Annotated in this window: 6 protein-coding genes; all 6 read left to right on the top strand. The window is 71.2% G+C overall.

What is annotated here, in order from left to right; genetic code table 11:
* Positions 1-12: 12 nt before the first annotated feature.
* The 6 genes from ABZY57_RS20945 to ABZY57_RS20920 all read left to right on the top strand — a co-directional run bounded on the left by ABZY57_RS20945 (position 13) and on the right by ABZY57_RS20920 (position 18,711).
* A complete protein-coding gene (locus ABZY57_RS20945; protein WP_356514028.1) occupies positions 13-6,540 on the top strand; it encodes an SDR family NAD(P)-dependent oxidoreductase in 6,528 nt (2,175 codons plus the stop codon).
* Between the two features lie 19 nt (positions 6,541-6,559).
* Positions 6,560-11,881, top strand: a complete 5,322-nt coding sequence (locus ABZY57_RS20940) for a type I polyketide synthase (protein ID WP_356514026.1) — start codon at positions 6,560-6,562, stop codon at positions 11,879-11,881.
* Between the two features lie 523 nt (positions 11,882-12,404).
* Complete coding sequence (locus ABZY57_RS20935; RefSeq protein ID WP_356514024.1) at positions 12,405-15,236, top strand: AAA family ATPase; 2,832 nt, start codon at positions 12,405-12,407, stop codon at positions 15,234-15,236.
* A 183-nt stretch (positions 15,237-15,419) separates the two neighbouring features.
* Entirely contained in the window at positions 15,420-15,683 is a 264-nt protein-coding gene (gene mftB, locus ABZY57_RS20930) for a mycofactocin biosynthesis chaperone MftB (protein WP_356514022.1), read from the top strand.
* 41 nt (positions 15,684-15,724) lie between these two features.
* A complete protein-coding gene (gene mftC, locus ABZY57_RS20925; RefSeq protein WP_356514020.1) occupies positions 15,725-16,933 on the top strand; it encodes a mycofactocin radical SAM maturase in 1,209 nt (402 codons plus the stop codon).
* Positions 16,934-17,070: 137 nt separating this feature from the next.
* Complete coding sequence (locus tag ABZY57_RS20920; protein WP_356514018.1) at positions 17,071-18,711, top strand: acyl-CoA carboxylase subunit beta; 1,641 nt, start codon at positions 17,071-17,073, stop codon at positions 18,709-18,711.
* Positions 18,712-18,870: the final 159 nt, after the last annotated feature.

Genomic DNA, 18,870 nt, shown 5'->3' with positions numbered 1-18,870 from the left:
GTCGCGGCGGATGTGAGTGATCCCGACGCGGTGGCCGGTGTGCTGTCGGGGATCCCTGCGGAGCACCCGCTGAGCGCCGTCGTCCACACCGCCGGCATTGCCGACAACGCGCTCATCGGGACGATGACCGTCGAGCAACTGGACCGTGTCCTCGCCCCGAAGGCCGACGCGGCCTGGCACCTGCACGAGCAGACCGCCGGCCTCGACCTCGACGCCTTCATCCTCTACTCGTCGATCGGAGGCCTGGCACTTCCGGAAGGCCAGGGCAACTACGCCGCGGCGAACACCTTCCTCGATGCCCTCGCCGGACACCGCCGCTCCCTCGGACTGCCCGCCACCTCACTCGCGTGGGGCATGTGGGATTCCGAATCCGGCCTCGGCGAAGTGACCCAAGCCGACCTCGACCGCGTGGGCAAGGCCGGTCTGCCGGCGCTCACTACCGACGAGGCGCTGGCCGCCTTCGACGAGGCACTGGCCTCGGACGAGGCGCTGCTCGCGCCCCTCACCATCGACCCCGTCGCCCTGCGGGCCCGGCGCGACGACCTGCCGGCCGTCCTGCGAGACCTGGCAGGTCCCGCACCCCGACGCCCCAAGCGCTCCGCCGGAGCCGGTTCGGAGGAGCACGGCTTCGTGCACAGGGTCGCGAGCATGGGCGACTCCCAGCGCAAGCGCTTCGTACTCGGCTTCGTCAGGGCACGCGTAGCCACCGTCCTGGGGCACCGCGACCTCGAATCGGTCGGCGCGGACCAGGCGTTCAAGGAACTCGGCTTCGACTCCCTCGCCGCCGTCGAACTGCGCAACCTGCTCAACTCCGAGACCGGGCTGCGTCTGCCGGCCACCCTGGTCTTCGACCACCCGACCGCCCGGGCGGCGGCGGACTTCATCGAGGACCGCCTGGCGGCACTCGCACCGACCGCGTCGACGGCCGTACGCAGCGCCGGCCGGGGCACAGGCCCCGCGGCCGACGCGATCGCGGGAGCCGACGACCCGATCGCGATCGTATCCGTCAGCTGCCGTTTCCCCGGCGGCGTGAACAACGCCGAGGACCTGTGGCGGCTCGTGGCCGAAGGCCGCGACGTCGTCTCCGGCTTCCCGACCGACCGGGGCTGGAACACCGAAGGCATCTACGACCCCGAGCCCGGGCGGCTCGGCAAGACGTACACGCGGAGCGGTGGCTTCCTCCACGACGCGACCGAGTTCGACCCGGAGTTCTTCGGCATCATGCCGCGCGAGGCGCTGGCGATGGACCCCCAGCAGCGACTGCTGCTCCAGGGCACCTGGGAGGCGTTCGAAGGGGCGGGAATCGACCCCCTGTCCATGCGCGGCAGCAGCACCGGCGTGTACGTCGGCGTCATGTACCACGAGTACGGGAGTCGGCTCTCGCACATCCCCGACGACCTGACGGGCTACATCGACAACGGCAGCGCGGCCAGCATCGCCTCGGGCCGCGTCGCGTACGCGCTGGGGCTGGAGGGTCCGGCCGTGACGGTGGACACGGCGTGCTCGTCGTCGCTGGTAGCCCTGCACACCGCGTGCCAGGCACTGCGGCAGGGCGACGTCTCCATGGCCGTGGCGGGCGGCGTGACCGTCATGCCGACCCCGGACATATTCGTGGGCTTCAGCCAGCAGCGGGGACTGTCCGCGGACGGTCGTTGCAAGTCCTTCGCCGCAGCGGCCGACGGCACGGGCTGGTCGGAGGGTGTGGGCCTGCTGCTCCTGGAGCGTCTGTCGGATGCGGAGCGGAACGGTCACAAGGTTCTGGCGGTGATCAAGGGCAGTGCGGTCAATCAGGACGGTGCGAGTAACGGTCTGACGGCGCCGAACGGTCCTTCGCAGCAGCGGGTGATCCGGCAGGCCCTGGCCAATGCCCGGCTGTCGGCGTCGGACGTCGACGCGGTGGAGGCGCACGGTACGGGGACCCGGCTGGGTGACCCGATCGAGGCGCAGGCGCTGCTGGCGACCTACGGCCAGGAGCGTGCCGAGGACTCCCCGCTGTGGCTGGGGTCCCTGAAGTCGAACATGGGCCACGCCCAGGCGGCGGCCGGTGTCGCTGGTGTGATCAAGATGGTCATGGCGATGCAGCACGGCGTGCTGCCGAAGACGCTGCACGTGGACGAGCCGACACCGCAGGTGGACTGGTCCGAGGGCCATGTCGAACTGCTGACGGAGAATCGTCCGTGGCCGGTGACGGGGGCTCCGCGTCGTGCGGGTGTGTCGTCGTTCGGGCTGAGCGGGACGAACGCGCACGTGATCGTCGAAGAGCCGCCGGCGGTCGAGGCGGTGGTGCCGGCCGAGGATGTTCCGGTGGGCGTGGTGCCGGTGGTGGTGTCGGCGAAATCGGCGGTGGCTCTGCGCGGTCAGGCTGAGCGGCTTCGTGAGCATGTTGCGGCTGCCGATGCGTCGCTGCGGCTTGCCGATGTTGCGTTCTCGCAGGTGGTGACGCGTGCGGGTCTTGAGCACCGCGCGGTCCTTCTGGCTTCGAACCTGGATGAACTGTCGGCTGGGCTTGAGGTGTTGGCGGCTGACGGTACTTCTCGGGATCTGGTGCGGGGGAGTGTCGCGGAGGGGCTGACGGCGTTTGCGTTCTCGGGTCAGGGTTCGCAGCGGTCGGGTATGGGTGCGGGTCTTGTGGCTCGGTTCCCGGTGTTCCGTGAGGCTCTGGTCGAGGTGTGTGGCCTGCTTGATGCCCAACTTGATCTGCCCGTAGGCCCGCTTCTGTTGGATGGTGAGCCGGGTCCGGATGTGTGGGGGACGGGGGTTTCGCAGCCTGCGGTGTTCGCGCTTCAGGTGGCTCTGGCCCGGCTGTGGGCGTCGTGGGGTGTTCTGCCCGATGTTGTGGCGGGCCACTCGGTCGGTGAGATCGCCGCAGCGCACATCGCCGGCGTGCTCTCACTGGCCGACGCGTGCTCCCTCGTGGCGGCGCGTGGTCGCCTGATGCAGGCCCTGCCGGCTGGCGGAGCGATGCTCGCGGTCGAGGCCACGGAGGACGAGCTGATCGAGGCGCTGGCCGGGCTCGCGGATGTGGGCGTCGCCGCGGTGAACGGGCCGCGTTCGATGGTGGCGTCGGGTCCCCGTGAAACGCTTGCCCCAATCGAGGAGCGTTTCAGGGCTGAGGGCCGTCGGGTGCGCTGGCTGGAGGTCAGTCACGCTTTCCACTCTCCGCTGATGCAGCCGATGATCGAGCCGTTCCGCAAGGTCGTCGCAGCACTCGACTTCCAGCCGGCCAAGGTGTCGACCGTCTCCACGGTCACCGGAGCCCCGGACGCCGCGTGGCAGGACCCCGACTACTGGATCGAGCACGTCCTGCGCCCGGTGCGCTTCGCGGACGCGGTCACTGCTCTTGCCGACACCGGGGTCTCCCGATTCCTGGAGATCGGCCCGCAGGGGGTTCTGTCGGCGCTGACCCAGCAGTCCCTCCCGGACGACTCCCGCGCCGTGGTCGTACCGAGCCTGCACGGAAACAAGGACGAGGCGGAATCGGTCCTGACCGCTCTGGCCCGCCTCCATGTCTCCGGGACGGACATCGACTGGGAGGCGTTCTACGCCGAGCACGCCCCGGCCCGGATCGACCTGCCCACGTACGCCTTCGAGCGCCGCCGTTTCTGGCTCGACGTCCCGGACCTGCCGGGTGGAGACGCCACCTCCATCGGCCTGCGCCCCGCCGAGCACCCGCTGCTCAGCGCCGTCGTGGTCTCGCCGGACTCGGGAGGCGTGGTCCTCACCGGCCGGCTGTCGATCGAGACGCACCCGTGGCTCGCGGACCACAACGTCCTGGGGACCCTTCTGCTCCCCGGCACGGCCTACGTGGAACTCGCCCTCCGCGCCGGTGAGGAGGTCGACTGCCCGGTCATCGAGGAGCTGACCATCGAGGCGATCATGCCGCTCACCGCCCACCGGGGGACCGCGTTCCAGACCGTCGTCGGCGCTGCCGACCTGTCCGGTCGGCGGGAGCTGTCGGTGTACTCCCGGCTGGAAGACGCCCCCGCAGAGGTCCCGTGGACCCGGCACGTCTCCGGAGTGCTGGCCCCGCAGGACAGGCCCGCCGACGTTCCGGCCGCATCCGCCCTCGGCGGTGCGGTCTGGCCGCCCGAGGGGTCCGAGGCCGTCGACATCAGCGATGTCTACGAGTACCTGACCAGCCAGGGCTACCACTACGGCCCGATGTTCCGCGGCCTGCGGTCGGTGTGGCGGCGCGGCGACGAGGTGTTCGCCGAAGTCGCCCTGCCCGAGGAGGCCGTAGAGGACGCGGCGCAGTTCCGACTGCACCCGTCCCTCCTCGACGCGGCGCTCAGCGCCACCGACTTCCTCGGGGGTTACCGCCCCCAGGACGTGGGCGGATCGCACCTCCCCTTCGCCTGGTCCTTCGTCTCGCTCAACTCCGCAGGCGCCGCACGGCTCCGGGTCCGGCTGGTCTCCACCGGTCCCGAGGCGGTCCGTGTGGAACTCGCCGACGCGCTGGGCCGGCCCGTCGCGACGGTCGAATCGCTGGTCGTACGGACCATCACGCCCGACCGGGTGGCGGCGGCCGCCAACGCGTCGACGGGCTCCCAGTTCCACGAGTCCCTCTTCCGCCCGACGTGGAGCCACCTCACGATCGGCGCGGCGGGCAGCGACTCCGGCGGACGGTGGGCCATCGTCGGCGACGAACGGCACGCCTCGCTGGCGGCGAACGCCGAACTCTTCGCCGATTTCGCCGCCGTGGCCAAGGCCGTGGCGGACGGGGCCCCCGTACCGGACCTGGTCCTCCTGCCCAGTCACGGGCACGGATACGGGACAGAGGACAGGGCCGAGGACGGGACCGCTCCGCAGGACGCGGACCGGGACGTCCCGGCCGCCGTACGGGCGAACCTCGAACACGGGGTCGCCTCCTTGCGGGAGTGGCTGGCCGATGACCGGTTCGCGGCCACCCGGCTCATGGTGGTCACCCGCAACGCCGTCACCACCGGCCCCGAGGACGTCACGGACCCGGCCCAGGCGCCGCTCTGGGGCCTGGTGCGCGCGGCGCAGCGGGAGAATCCCGGCCGTATCCTGCTCGCCGACATCGGGGCGGACGACGACCGGATCACCGAGCCGCTCGCGGCCCTGGGCGAACCGGAGTTCGCGGTCCGCGGGAGCTATGTGCTCGCGCCCCGGCTGACGGCGGCCCCCCTTTCGGCAACCGGCGGGGCGAGTGCGCCGTGGAACCCGGACGGGACGGTACTGATCACCGGTGGCACCAGTGGCATCGGGGCCCTCCTGGCCCGCAGGCTGGTGACCGAGCACGGCGTACGGCAGCTGTTGCTCGTCAGCCGCCGAGGAGGCGACACGCCGGGCGCCCGCGCGCTGCGGGCCACCCTGACGGAACTGGGCGCGGACGTGGTCATCGCACCGTGCGACGTGTCCGACCGCTCCCAGCTGAGCGCGCTGCTGGACGCGATCCCCGCCGAGCACCCGCTGACAGCGGTGGTCCACGCGGCGGGAGTCATGGACAACGCGCTGCTGACACACCTCTCCCCGCAGCAGTGGGAGAACGTGCTGAGCCCGAAGGTCGACGGGGCCTGGAACCTCCACGAGCTGACCCGCGGGAACGAACTGTCGGCCTTCGTCATGCTCTCCTCCGTCTCGGGTCTGCTCCTCGGAGCGGGACAGGCCAACTACGGGGCGGCGAACCGGTTCATCGACGCGCTGGCCCACCACCGCAGGACACAGGGCCTGCCGGCCTCCGCCCTGGCCTTCGGGCTCTGGGCCTCGGAAGAGGGCCTCGCCGGGGCGGGAACCGACGGTGCGCTCGAAGAGCAGCGCATGGCCGACCAGGGCATGCCCGCCTTCCGGTCCGATGAGGGCCTGGCCCTGCTCGACGAGGGCCTGGCCCGGGACGAGGCGGTCCTCGTCCCGATGCTCCTCGACCTGCCGACGCTCGCCGCCCGCAACCCCGAGGTGTCGCCGCTGTTCCGGGACCTGCTCCGGGGCCGGACCACCAAGACCGCGCGTACGCCCGGCGCCCCGCGCCCGGCGCACGTCGAACCGGCCAAGGCCTCGGCTTCGCTGGAACAGCAGCTGGCCCGCCTCGGCGGGGAGCAGCGCAAGCAGTTCCTGCTGGACGTCGTACGGACGCACGTCGCCGCCGTACGGCACGACGATCCGGCCGCGATCGACCTGAGCCGGGGCTTCACCGAGCTCGGCCTGGACTCCTTGGCCGCGATCGAGCTGCGCAACCAGCTCCAGTCGGCCACTGGGCTGCGCCTGCCGGCGACGCTCATGTTCGACTACCCCAACCCCCGGGCGCTGGCGGAGCACCTGCTCGCCGAACTGCTGCCCGGAGTCGAAGAGAACACCGCAACGGACTCGCCCCTCGACGACGAGTCCGTACGCGCCCGGATCGCCGCCATTCCGCTCGCCGCACTGCGCGAGTCCGGACTGCTGGAGACCCTCCTGAACCTGGCCGCGCCCGAGGAACCCGCAGCGGAGGCGACCCCCGGCACCGGGCAGAGCGACGCAATCAAGAGCATGGGGGTCGACGACCTCGTGCGGGCGGCACTCGGCATCAGCGATGCCAACTGAGCGAGAGGCTGATTTCACCGTGAGTACATCGGTTGACCAGATCGTCGAGGCGTTGCGCACGTCCATGCTGGACAACGAGCGTCTGCGGCAGGAGAACGGCAAACTGCTGGCCTCCGCGCACGAGCCCATCGCCGTCGTCGGCATGGCCTGTCGCTACCCAGGCGGCGTCGAGTCGCCCGAGGACCTGTGGCGGCTGGTCGAGGACGGCGTGGACGCCGTCTCCGGATTCCCGACGGACCGCGGCTGGGACGTGGGCGGCCTCTACGACCCGGAGCCCGGCAAGCCCGGCAAGTCCGTGGCCCGCGAAGGCGGATTCCTCTACGAGGCCGCACGGTTCGACGCGGACCTGTTCGGGATCAGTCCCAACGAGGCGCTGGCCATGGACCCTCAGCAGCGGCTCCTGCTGGAGTCCTCGTGGGAGGCGCTGGAGCGGGCCGGCATAGACCCGGTTTCCCTGAGGGGCAGCCGTACGGGCGTGTTCGCCGGCCTCATGTACCACGACTACGCCCACGCGACGAGCGACGGCAGCCTGGTGTCCGGCCGGGTGTCGTACACGCTCGGCCTTGAGGGCCCGTCGGTCACCGTCGACACGGCGTGCTCCTCGTCGCTGGTGGCCCTGCACCTGGCGGCGCAGGCCCTGCGGTCGGGCGAGTGCGATCTGGCGCTCGCCGGTGGGGTGACGGTCATGGCCAACCCGGACATGTTCGTGTACTTCAGCACGCAGCGCGGCCTGGCCCCGGACGGCCGCTGCAAGTCGTACTCCGCGTCGGCGGACGGCGTGGGCTGCTCGGAAGGCGTCGGCCTGCTGTTGGTGGAGCGGCTGTCGGACGCCCGGCGCAACGGGCACCAGGTGCTGGCGGTGATCAGGGGCAGCGCGGTCAACCAGGACGGCGCCTCCAGCGGCTTCACCGCGCCGAACGGTCCTTCGCAGCAGCGGGTGATCCGGCAGGCCCTGGCCAATGCCCGGCTGTCGGCGTCGGACGTCGACGCGGTGGAGGGCCACGGCACTGGTACGACGCTGGGCGACCCGATCGAGGCGCAGGCGCTGCTGGCGACGTACGGGCGCGAGCGGGGGGACGACACGCCGCTCTGGCTGGGCTCCCTGAAGTCGAACATCGGCCACGCGCAGGCGGCCTCCGGTGTCGCCGGTGTGATCAAGATGGTGATGGCCCTGCGGAACGGGGTCCTTCCCAAGTCGCTCTACTCCGGGAGTCCTTCGCACCAGGTGGACTGGTCCGAGGGGGGAGTCCGGCTGCTGACGGAGAACCGTCCGTGGCCGGTGACGGGGGCTCCGCGGCGTGCGGGTGTGTCGTCGTTCGGTCTGAGCGGGACGAATGCGCATGTGATCGTGGAGGAGCCGCCGGCGGTCGAGATTCCTGCTGGTGTGGTGGATGCTCCGGCCGTGGGTGTGGTGCCGGTGGTGGTGTCGGCGAAGTCGGTGGCCGGTTTGCGTGGTCAGGCCGAGCGGCTTCGTGAGCGTGTCGCTTCGGATGCGTCGCTGAGGCTTGCCGATGTTGCGTTCTCGCAGGTGGTGACGCGTGCGGGTCTTGAGCACCGCGCGGTCCTTCTGGCCTCCGACCTGGGTGAACTGTCCTCTGGGCTGGAGGCGTTGGCCGCTGGTGCGCGTGCCGAAGGTCTCGTCGAGGGCCGGGTGGCTTCTGGCGGCCGGCTGGCGTTTGCGTTCTCGGGTCAGGGTTCGCAGCGGTCGGGTATGGGCGCGGGTCTTGTGGCTCGGTTCCCGGTGTTCCGTGAGGCTCTGGTCGAGGTGTGCGGGCTGCTCGATGCCCAACTGGAATTTCCCGTAGGCCCGCTTCTGTTGGATGGTGAGCTGGGTTCTGAGGTGTGGGGGACGGGGGTTTCGCAGCCTGCGGTGTTCGCGCTTCAGGTGGCTCTGGCGCGGTTGTGGGCGTCGTGGGGTGTTCTGCCTGATGTTGTGGCGGGCCACTCGGTCGGTGAGATTGCCGCAGCGCACATCGCCGGTGTGCTTTCACTGGCGGATGCGTGCTCTCTGGTGGCGGCGCGTGGTCGTCTGATGCAGGCCCTGCCGGCTGGCGGGGCGATGCTCGCGGTCGAGGCCACGGAAGGCGAGCTGGTCGAGGCGCTGGCCGGGCTCGTTGATGTGGGTGTGGCTGCGGTGAACGGGCCGCGTTCGGTGGTGGCGTCGGGTCCCCGTGAAACGCTTGCCCCGTTGGAGGAGCGTTTCCGGGCTGAGGGTCGTCGGGTGCGCTGGCTGGAGGTCAGTCACGCTTTCCACTCCCCGCTGATGCAGCCGATGATCGAGCCGTTCCGCAAGGTCGTCGCAGCCCTGGACCTCAAGCCGGCCACCCTGCCGACCGTCTCCACGGTCACCGGAGCCCCGGATGCCGCCTGGCAGGACCCGGAGTACTGGGTGGAGCACGTCCTGCGTCCGGTGCGCTTCGCGGACGCGGTCTCGGCCCTGAACGGTCTGGGGGTCTCCCGGTTTGTGGAGATCGGCCCGCAGGGTGTGCTGTCGGCGCTGACCCAGCAGTCCCTCCCGGACGATTCGCGTGCCGTGGTGGTACCGAGCCTGCGCGGGGACAAGGACGAGGCGGAATCGGTCCTGACCGCTCTGGCCCATCTCCATGTCTCCGGGACGGACATCGACTGGGAGGCGTTCTACGCCGAGCACGCCCCGGCCCGGATCGAACTGCCCACGTACGCCTTCCAGCGCGACCGCTACTGGCTGACCGGCGGTGCGGTGGGCGCGGCTCCCGTGACGCTCGGGCAGCGGGCGGCCGATCATCCCCTCCTCGGTGCCGCGGTGGATCTTCCCGACTCCGACGGGGTCGTGTTCACCGGCCGCCTGTCGGTGGAGGCGCAGCCCTGGCTCGCCGACCACGACGTACTGGGCACGGTCCTGCTCCCCGGCACCGGCTTCGTGGAGCTCGCTCTCCACGCCGGGCGTGAGCTGGGCTGTGAGGTCGTGGAGGAGCTGACGCTTCAGGCGCCCTTGGTACTGCCCGAGCAGGGTGGCGTACGGGTGCAGGTGGCGGTGGGTGCCCCGGATGGTGTGGGGCGCCGGTCGGTGCGTGTGTACTCGCGTGGCGAGTCGGTTGCCTCGGATGTGGCGTGGACCCTGCATGCGGATGGAGCGTTGGTCTCCGGGGGCGTGTCTGCCCCGGGCGCCGAGGACCTGTCGGTGTGGCCGCCGGCCGGTGCCGAGGCGGTGGAGGTGGCTGATGCGTATGACGTGCTGCTGCGGCAGGGTTATGCGTACGGGCCGGTCTTCCAGGGGCTGAAGGCTGCTTGGCGGCGCGGTGAGGACGTCTTCGCCGAGGTGGGGCTGGTGGAGGAGGAGCATGCCGATGCGGCGCGCTTCGGGATCCATCCCGCACTCCTCGACGCTGCCATGCACGCCCTGAGCGTCGGGGACACCGGTGACGAGCCCACACTGCTCCCGTACTCGTGGGCCGGTGTGTCCCTCCACGGCGCCGGTGCACCCGCGGTGCGCGTGCACTTGACCCGGACGGCGGCGGACAACCTGTCCATGCGGCTCGCGGATGCGGACGGGAATGCCGTTGCCACCGTCGAGGCGCTGTCACTCAGGCCGGTGTCGGCTGCGCAGTTGGCGGTGGCTTCCGATGCGGGTGGTGGGTCGTTGCTCCGTATCGAGTGGGAGGAGCTGTCGGTTCCGGGCTCGTCGTCGGAGGTGGTTCTTCCGTTGTGGCGGGATGTGTCGGTGGGCGGTCCGGTGCCGGAGGTGGTGCTGTACGCGTGCGGGGCGTCGGGTGGTGATCCGCTGAAGGCTGTGCGCGAGTCGGCTCATGAGGTGTTGGCGGTGGTCCAGGAGTGGCTGTCGCGGGATCGGTTCGCTGATTCCCGGCTGGTGGTGGCGACGCGTGGTGCGGTCGCGGTGGAGCCGGGTGAGGATGTGGATCTTGGGCAGGCCCCGGTCTGGGGTCTGGTGCGTGCGGCGCAGGCGGAGAATCCCGGTCGGTTCCAGCTGGTCGATCTGGATCCGGGTGGTCTCGTGGCTGGCGCGGATCCGCGTTCGGTGGCCGGGCTGTCGGCCGCCGTTGCCACCGGCGAGCCGGAGATCGCGCTCCGCGCCGGGAGGATCCTCCTTCCGAGGCTGGCTCGGGTGCCGGCGATGTCCGTCTCCGTGGGCGCCGGGTTGTCCGCCCTTGCCGACGACGCTGCCGGTGTTGGTGGCGGTACGGTGCTGATCACGGGTGGTACGGGTGGTCTGGGTGCGGAGGTGGCCCGTCATCTGGTGTCCGAGCACGGCGTGCGGCATCTGTTGTTGGTCAGCCGGTCCGGGTCGGGTGCGTCGGGTGCGGTCGAGCTCCTCGCGGAGCTGTCCGCGTCGGGTGCCGAGGTGCGGATCGAGGCGTGCGACGTAGCCGATCGGGAGGCTGTTGCGGCCCTGCTGGCCGGGGTACCCGCCGAGCACCCCCTCGCCGGGGTGATCCACACCGCCGGCGTGGTGCACAACGGGGTCGTCGGCTCGTGGACTCCGGAGCTGCTGGACGCGACGTTCGCGCCCAAGGCCGATGGAGCCTGGCACCTGCACGAGCTCACCCGCGACCTGGATCTGAAGGCGTTCGTCCTCTTCTCCTCCGCCGGCGGCATGGTCCTCGCGCAGGGGCAGGCCGGCTACGCGGCCGCGAACGTGTTCCTGGACGCGCTGGCCCTGGAGCGCCGCCGCGCGGGCCTGCCCGCAGTCTCGCTGGCCTGGGGTGCCTTTGGAGTGGACTTCGGCATGAGCCGGCACCTCTCCGAGGTCGACCTGCAGCGGATGGAGGGGCAGGGTCTGCCGGCCTTCTCGATGGCGGACGGCCTGCTCATGTTCGACGCGGCCCTCGCCACCGGGGAGGCCGTCATCGCGCCACTGCGCCTGAACCCCGGTGCGCTGCGCGCCCGCGCGGGCGGGATACCGGCCCTGCTGCGCCGCCTCGTGAGGGTCCCGGTACGGCTCACCGCTCCCGGTGCGGACGCGGGGGCCGGCGACCTGGTGAAGCGCCTGTCGGGGCTGCCCTCGGCGGAGCGCGAGAGTGCCCTGCTGGACATGGTGCGTACGCACGCGGCGTCGGTGCTGGGGCACAGCGGAGGCGAGGCGATCGACCCGGACCGGGGCTTCCTGGACATCGGCTTCGACTCGCTGAGCGCACTGGAAATGCGCAATCGCATGGTGACGGCGGCCGGCCGCAACCTGGCGCCGATGCTGGTCTTCGACCACCCGTCGGCAACCGCTCTCGCCCGATATCTCCAGGAACTCCTTTTCGACACAGAGGCTCCGGGTGTGGGTGCCGATCTGGAGTCTGCATCGGCAGAGGAGATTTTCGCCATCCTCGATGAAGAATTGGAGACGCAAGGCTGATTTGTGCGTTGCGGCCCGGTGGTCGCCTGCTCCCCACCCCGTCGGCGGGGGCAGGTCCACCGGGCGTTCGTGCACCTGGGTGAGGTAATTGGAAAGGAGGTAATCCGCTTAACCGGACGGTAACTTGGTGTGAGTTTTTGGCCTTAGCCTTTTAGACGCTTGTCAGGTACGCTCGTCAGGAAATGCCGCCCGGCGCGCTGGCGCACGCGGCGAAGTGAGCCCTGTGTGGCTCTTAAGTATTTACTTACGGCCCGTGTCGGGTCCGTCCTTCGGCGGCCTGGCAGGGTTATGACAAGCGGGGGCTTGGGATGTCGGACGGCGAGTTCATACAGGTGTGCTCCACAGCAGGCGCGAACCAGCGCGTGTGCTGTTGTTGTGTCCGTCTTGTGTAGACGGCCTCTCGGAAATTCACATCTCGGATCGTACTCAGCTGCCGACCCCCGACCCAGACGGGGACCGCGCCGTGGGCGCGAAGAGCGGTACGGGACGATCACGTTCGTTACCGGTGGAGGGGAAACCGTCAATGACGGCTATCCAGTGTGGGGAAGTCGAGCTACTAAGGCGTCTGTACGGGGAGAGCGAGGACGGCAACGGCCGCCTCGTCCTGGTGAACGGAGGGCTGGGGGTCGGCAAGACCGACCTCCTGCGCGAGGTCTCCAGGCTGGCAGCGGACTCCGGCGCCATGGTCATGCGCGCCAGCGGGTCGCGCGCGGAGCAGATGCTGCGCGGGGGAGTGATAGAGCAACTGGTGTACAGCACCGGACTGCCGCAGGACATAGCGGACCAGATGGACAAGGTGATGGCGGCCGACACCTTCCGGGAGTCGGCCGACGCCGCGGACGGCCAGGCCTCGGGCGTGCGAAGGGAAGAGGCGCAGTTACTGCGCCGGTTAGCCGGCATCCTGCTCGAACTGGCCCGCAGGCAGCCGCTGGTCATCGCGGTGGACGACATCCAGTTCGCCGACTACACCTCCCTGAACTTCCTCCTGTGGCTGCAGCGCCGCATGGAGAGCGCCCGCATCCTGGTCGTCCTCAGCGAATGGGAACGGCCGCACGACGTGCTCCCCGCGTTCTCGGCGGAGTTGACCAGGCTCCCACACCACCGCATCCATCTGGCACCCCTCTCCGCGGAGCGGGTCGCCGAGGTCCTCGGCACCGCCCTGGGCGGGCCCGTGCCCCACCACCTCGCCCGTGCCTACCACCTGGCCAGCGGCGGGAACTCCGTACTGCTGAAGGCTCTGATCGAGGACCGCCGCGACGGCTTCGCCGAGGCCAACGCAGACCTCGACGGGGAGTTCGGCGGAGAACTCGGCGAGGAACCGCCGAGCGGACCCGCCTTCGCCCGGGCCCTCATGTCCTGTCTGCACGCGTGGGACACGAACCTGCTGAGGGTGGCCCAGTGCCTGGTCCTCCTCGGGGACGAGACGGCCCCGTCCATCGTGGCCCGCGTCCTGGGCATGGAGAGCCGAAGCGTCACCCAGGCCATGGACATCCTCACCGACGCCGGCCTGATCTCGGCCGGCAGGCTGCGCAGCCGGGCCGCCGAGGCGGCCGTCCTCGCCAGCCTGCCCGTCGACGAGCACACCCGGCTGCGCCTGCAGATCGCCGAACTCCTCTACGAGCGCGGCGTGTCCAGCGATGTCATCGCCGGCCACCTGGCCGCCGCCGACCGCTCCGCGGGAGCCTGGTCGGCGGGAGTCCTGCGGGAAGCCGGCGAGAAGGCACTGGCCGAGGACAAGGCACCGCTCGCCGTCCGCTACCTGGAACTCGCCCTGAGCGCCGAAACCGGCGAGCAGGAGCGGGCCGCCATCATCGAGGCCCTCGTACGCGCCAACTGGCGCTTCAACCCCTCGGCCGCCATGGTCCACTCCGGACCGCTCCGGCAGGCCATGCGGGACGGCAGGCTGGCCGCGGCCGAAATGGTCACCCTCATCCGGCAGGCCATGTGGCAGGGCGAGACCGCGGTCGTCGAACAGGGGCTGACCCTGCTCCGCGACCCCGACAGCCAGCCCGACCTGACCACCCGGGCCGTCGTACGGCTCGCCACCCTGTGGTTCTACGGACCCTCCGCCCAGCTCGACCTCACCGGCACGGGCCCCGAGACCCCCCTGGGCGAGGACCCCTGGACCCGGGCGGCGAGCGCCCTCGCTGACGCCTGGACCCAGGGCAGCACCGAAGCCACCGTCGCCAGCGCCGAGCACATCCTGCAGAGCTGTGCGCTCAGCGACAACAGCCTCGAAGTCCTCGCCACCGCCCTGCTCGCCCTCGGCCAGGGCTCCAAGGCCGAGAAGGCCGCCGCCCTGTGCGACGAGCTCATCGAGGAAGCCGCCCGCCGCGGCGCCCCCACCTGGCAGGCCCTGCTCGGAGTGGTGCGTGCCGACATCGCCCTGCGGCGCGGTGAGCTGGCCACCGCGATCAGCCACGCCGACACGGCGCTCGCCACCCTGCCCGCGCAGAACTGGGGCGTGCTCATCGGCTACCCCCTCGCCGTCCTGGTCCGGGGCAACACCGCCATGGGGCGGCACGGGGTCGCCGCCCGCGCCCTGCGGCACGTACTGCCGGACGGGCTGTTCAGCACCGTGCTCGGGCTGCGCTACCTGCACGCCCGGGGCGCGTACCACCTGGCCACGGAACAGGTGCTGGCCTCGCTCAACGACTTTGAGACCTGCGCCGAGCTCCAACGTCAGTGGAACCTCGACCTGAACGTACTGATGCCGGTGCGCACCGATCTGGCCGAGGCCAATCTGAGGCTGGGCCGTCGCCGCATGGCCCGGCAGCTGGCCCGCCAGGAACTGGAGTGCAGCAAGCCGGGCGACGCCGCGACGCGGGGGCGCGCCATGCGCGTACTGGCCGGATGCAGCGAGCTCTCCCAGCGCCAGGGCCTGCTGGTCGACGCGGTCGGCCTGCTGGAGACCGCCGGCGACCGGTTCGAGCACGCCCGGACCCTGGCCGAACTCAGCGAGGTCTACCAGGAGCTCGGCGAGTTCGAACGGGCCCGGGAGACCTCGCGCCGGGCCGCCCAGGAGACCAAGGCCTGCCGGGCGCCGGCCGCCACCTTCGTGCGGCGCCGCGGCCGGTCGGCCGACGAGCTCCTGTTGCAGCCCGAACCGGTCTTCGAGACCGACCAGACGCCCGACTTGAGCCGGGCCGAACGCAAGGTGGCCATGCTGGCGGCGCTGGGGCACACCAACCGCGCCATCGGAAGACGGCTGTACATCACCGTCTCCACGGTCGAGCAACACCTCACCCGCGTCTACCGCAAGCTCGGGGTGAACGGCCGCACCGACCTCCCGGCGGGCCTCGCCGTGTTCGACGTCCCCGAGACGGCCGTGGAGGCCGAAGTCCACCTGACCTGACCCAGCCTCACCTGCACCGACCTGCCGACCCGACCCCGCCCGGAGAACGGGGTCCGGCGCATCCGTCAGACCCCTGCCCGGCCCCCACGATAGGGGCCGGGCAGGGGTCTTTCAGGGGGCCGTATGCCACCCGCGTCGCCCAGGATGGCGACTGCCGGTGCCGTCGAGCGCAGAGGAGATCCGGTGTTCGATCCCGGTATGCCGTACCGATGCTCACCACAGGTCGCGCTGCGGCCCGAACCCTTCGGCGCGCTGGCGTACCACTACGGGACCCGGCGCCTGACCTTCCTGAAGTCCCCGGTCCTCGTGGCGGCCGTACGGGCCCTGCACGAGCACCCGGACGTCCACGCGGCCCTGAGTGCCGCGGGCGTGCCCGAAGCCGAATACACCGCACACCTCGGGGCGCTGGCCGGGCTCGCCGCCACGGGGACCATCGAACCGCGCTGAGCGCGGCAGGCGCATCGCCCAGCAGCAGGGGAGCAGCACCGATGAAGCTCGTCGACCACTTCGAGAGCGGACTGACCGCACCGATCTGCCTGACCTGGGAGCTCACGTACGCCTGCAACCTGGCGTGTGTGCACTGCCTGTCCTCGTCGGGCCGCAGGGACCCGCGCGAACTGACCACGGCCCAGTGCCGGGAGGTGATCGACGAACTCCAGCGCATGCAGGTGTTCTACGTGAACATCGGCGGCGGTGAGCCCACCGTGCGCCCCGACTTCTGGGAGCTCGTCGACTACGCCACGGACCGGGGCGTCGGGGTCAAGTTCTCCACCAACGGGGTGCGGCTCACCCCGCAGCGCGCCGCCTGGGTCGCCGGCCGCGACTACGTCGACGTGCAGATCTCCCTGGACGGGGCCACCGCCGAGGTCAACGACGCGGTGCGCGGCCCCGGTTCCCACGGGACCGCCGTCACCGCGATGCGCAACCTGCGCGACGCGGGCGTCGAGGGCTTCAAACTCAGCGTGGTGATGACCCGTCACAACATTCCGCAGCTCGACGAGTTCGCGGCGCTCGCCCAGGAGTACGGGGCGCAGCTGCGGATCACCCGGCTGCGGCCCGCCGGGCGGGGCGCGGACAGCTGGGACGAGCTGCATCCGACGGCGGACCAGCAGCGCCTGCTGTACGAATGGCTGACGGCCCACGGCGAGGGAGTGCTGACCGGGGACTCCTTCTTCCACCTCAACCCGCTGGGATCGACCCCGCTGCCCGGACTGAACCTGTGCGGCGCGGGCCGCGTCGTCTGCCTGATCGACCCGGTCGGCGACGTCTACGCCTGCCCCTTCGCGCTCCACGACGCCTTCAAGGCCGGCAACGTCCTGGACCCCGGCGGCTTCGGCACGGTCTGGCGGGAGTCGCCCCTGTTCGCGAGCCTGCGCGAACCCCAGGGCGCCGGAGCCTGCGGCTCCTGCTCCGCGTACGACAGCTGCCGCGGCGGCTGCATGGCGGCCAAGTTCTTCACCGGGCTGCCGCTGGACGGCCCCGACCCGGAATGCGTCCAGGGCCACGGCGAGCGGGCGCTGGCCGGGGTGAGGGCCGGTTCCGTGCCCCGGCCCGACCGCGACCACTCCCGGACCCGGCCCGCCGCCCGACGGCCCGCCGGTCCGGTGCTGGTGCCGCTCGGCCGCACCCCGGCCGGCGCCGGTCCGGCCCGCGCCTGCGACATCAGCCCCCTCGCGGGCTTCACCCCCACGCCCTGACACCGCGCCCGTACCGGGGGCCACCGCGGCCCCCGGTACGCCCGCGCGCGCCGATGGGGGTGCGCCCCGCGCAACCCGCACGTGATGCCCGAAGGGAGGAAGCGGCGCCCGCACCCGATGCGGGCGCCGTGCCATTCATGACCGCAGTCGAGGAGGAGCCGCAGATCGCGGTGCCGCCCGCCCCCGCCGCCGAACCCCGGCGGCAGCCCGCGCCGCAGCCCCGTACACCCGGCGCCGCAAACCGGCTGGCGGAACTGAAGGAGCTGCGCGAAAGGCTTCTCCAGGGCCCTGACCCGCGGGCCACGGCGGCCCAGCACGCCAAGGGCAAGCTCACCGCCAGGGAGCGCATCGACCTGCTCCTCGACCCGGGGACCTTCACCGAGATCGAGGCGTTCCGCAGGCATCGGGCCACCGGCTTCGGCCTGGAACTCAAACGCCCCCACACCGACGGGGTGGTCACCGGGTGGGGCCTGGTCGACGGCCGCCGGGTCTTCGTCTATGCCCACGACTTCCGGATCTTCGGCGGGGCGCTCGGCGAGGCCCACGCCCAGAAGATCACCAAGCTGATGGACCTGGCCGACTCCGCCGGAGCCCCCTTGGTGGGGCTGTGCGACGGGGCGGGCGCACGCATCCAGGAAGGCGTGACGGCGCTGGCCGGCTACGGCGGCATCTTTCAGCGCAACGTGCGCAGCTCCGGGGTGATCCCGCAGATCAGCGTCATCATGGGCCCCTGCGCGGGAGGGGCGGCGTACTCTCCCGCGCTCACCGACTTCGTCTTCATGGTCCGCGGCACCGCCCAGATGTTCCTCACCGGGCCGGACGTGGTGCAGGCCGTCACCGGGGAGCGGATCAGCGCCGACGACCTCGGCGGCGCCGATGCCCACGCGACCCGCTCCGGACTGGTCTCCTTCGCCTACGACGACGAGGAGACCTGCCTGGCCGACGTGCGCTACCTGCTCTCCCTGCTGCCGTCCAACAACCGGGAGCTGCCGCCCGCCGGGCCCGCCGACGACCCCGTCGACCGGCGGACCGAGCGGCTGCGCGACCTGGTGCCCGCGGAGCCCAACCGCTCCTACGACATGGGCGAGGTGATCGGGGAGATCGTCGACCACGGCGAGTACCTCGAAGTGCACGAGGCGTGGGCGCCGAACGTGATCTGCGCGCTGGCCCGCCTCGGCGGCCGGGTGGTCGGCCTCGTCGCGAACCAGCCGGCGGCGCTGGCGGGCGTACTGAACATCAGTGCCTCCGAGAAGGCGGCCCGGTTCGTGCAGTTCTGCGACGCCTTCAGCATTCCGCTGGTCACCCTGGTCGACGTACCGGGATTCCTGCCGGGAGTGGAGCAGGAGCACGGCGGTGTCATCCGGCACGGCGCCAAGCTGCTGTACGCGTACTGCAACGCCACCGTGCCCCGGGTGCAGGTGATCCTGCGCAAGGCCTACGGCGGCGCCTACATCGTGATGGACTCGCGGCCGATCGGCACCGACGTGTCGCTGGCCTGGCCCACCAACGAGATCGCCGTGATGGGTGCCGAGGGCGCCGCGGACGTCATCTTCCGGCGCCAGATCGCCGCGGCCGACGATCCGCAGGAGACGCGGGCCCGGCTGGTGAAGGAATACCGGGAAGAGCTGATGCACCCGTACTACGCGGCCGAACGCGGTCTGGTCGACGATGTGATCGACCCGGCGGACACCCGGGCGCGGCTCATCGACGCGCTGTCCGCACTGGCGTCCAAACACGCCCCCCTGCCCCAGCGCAAGCACGGGAACCAACCCCAGTGAACCCGGTAACTCCGCAGGTCGGAAGACGAGTTGGGGTCTCCCCTTAGGGGGTGTACCTAGGGACACCTGCCACTCGGGTGGTACGCCCAATGCGCCTCGGCCGGGCGGCCGGGATTCTTGTTCACGAGGCGAAGACAGCTTTTCAATGGAGGGAACGCA

This window comes from Streptomyces sp. NPDC006450, from assembly GCF_040612195.1.
Taxonomy (GTDB): domain Bacteria; phylum Actinomycetota; class Actinomycetes; order Streptomycetales; family Streptomycetaceae; genus Streptomyces.
The sequence above is the reverse complement of the archived record's forward strand: the minus strand, read 5'-3'. Positions and strand labels throughout refer to the sequence as shown.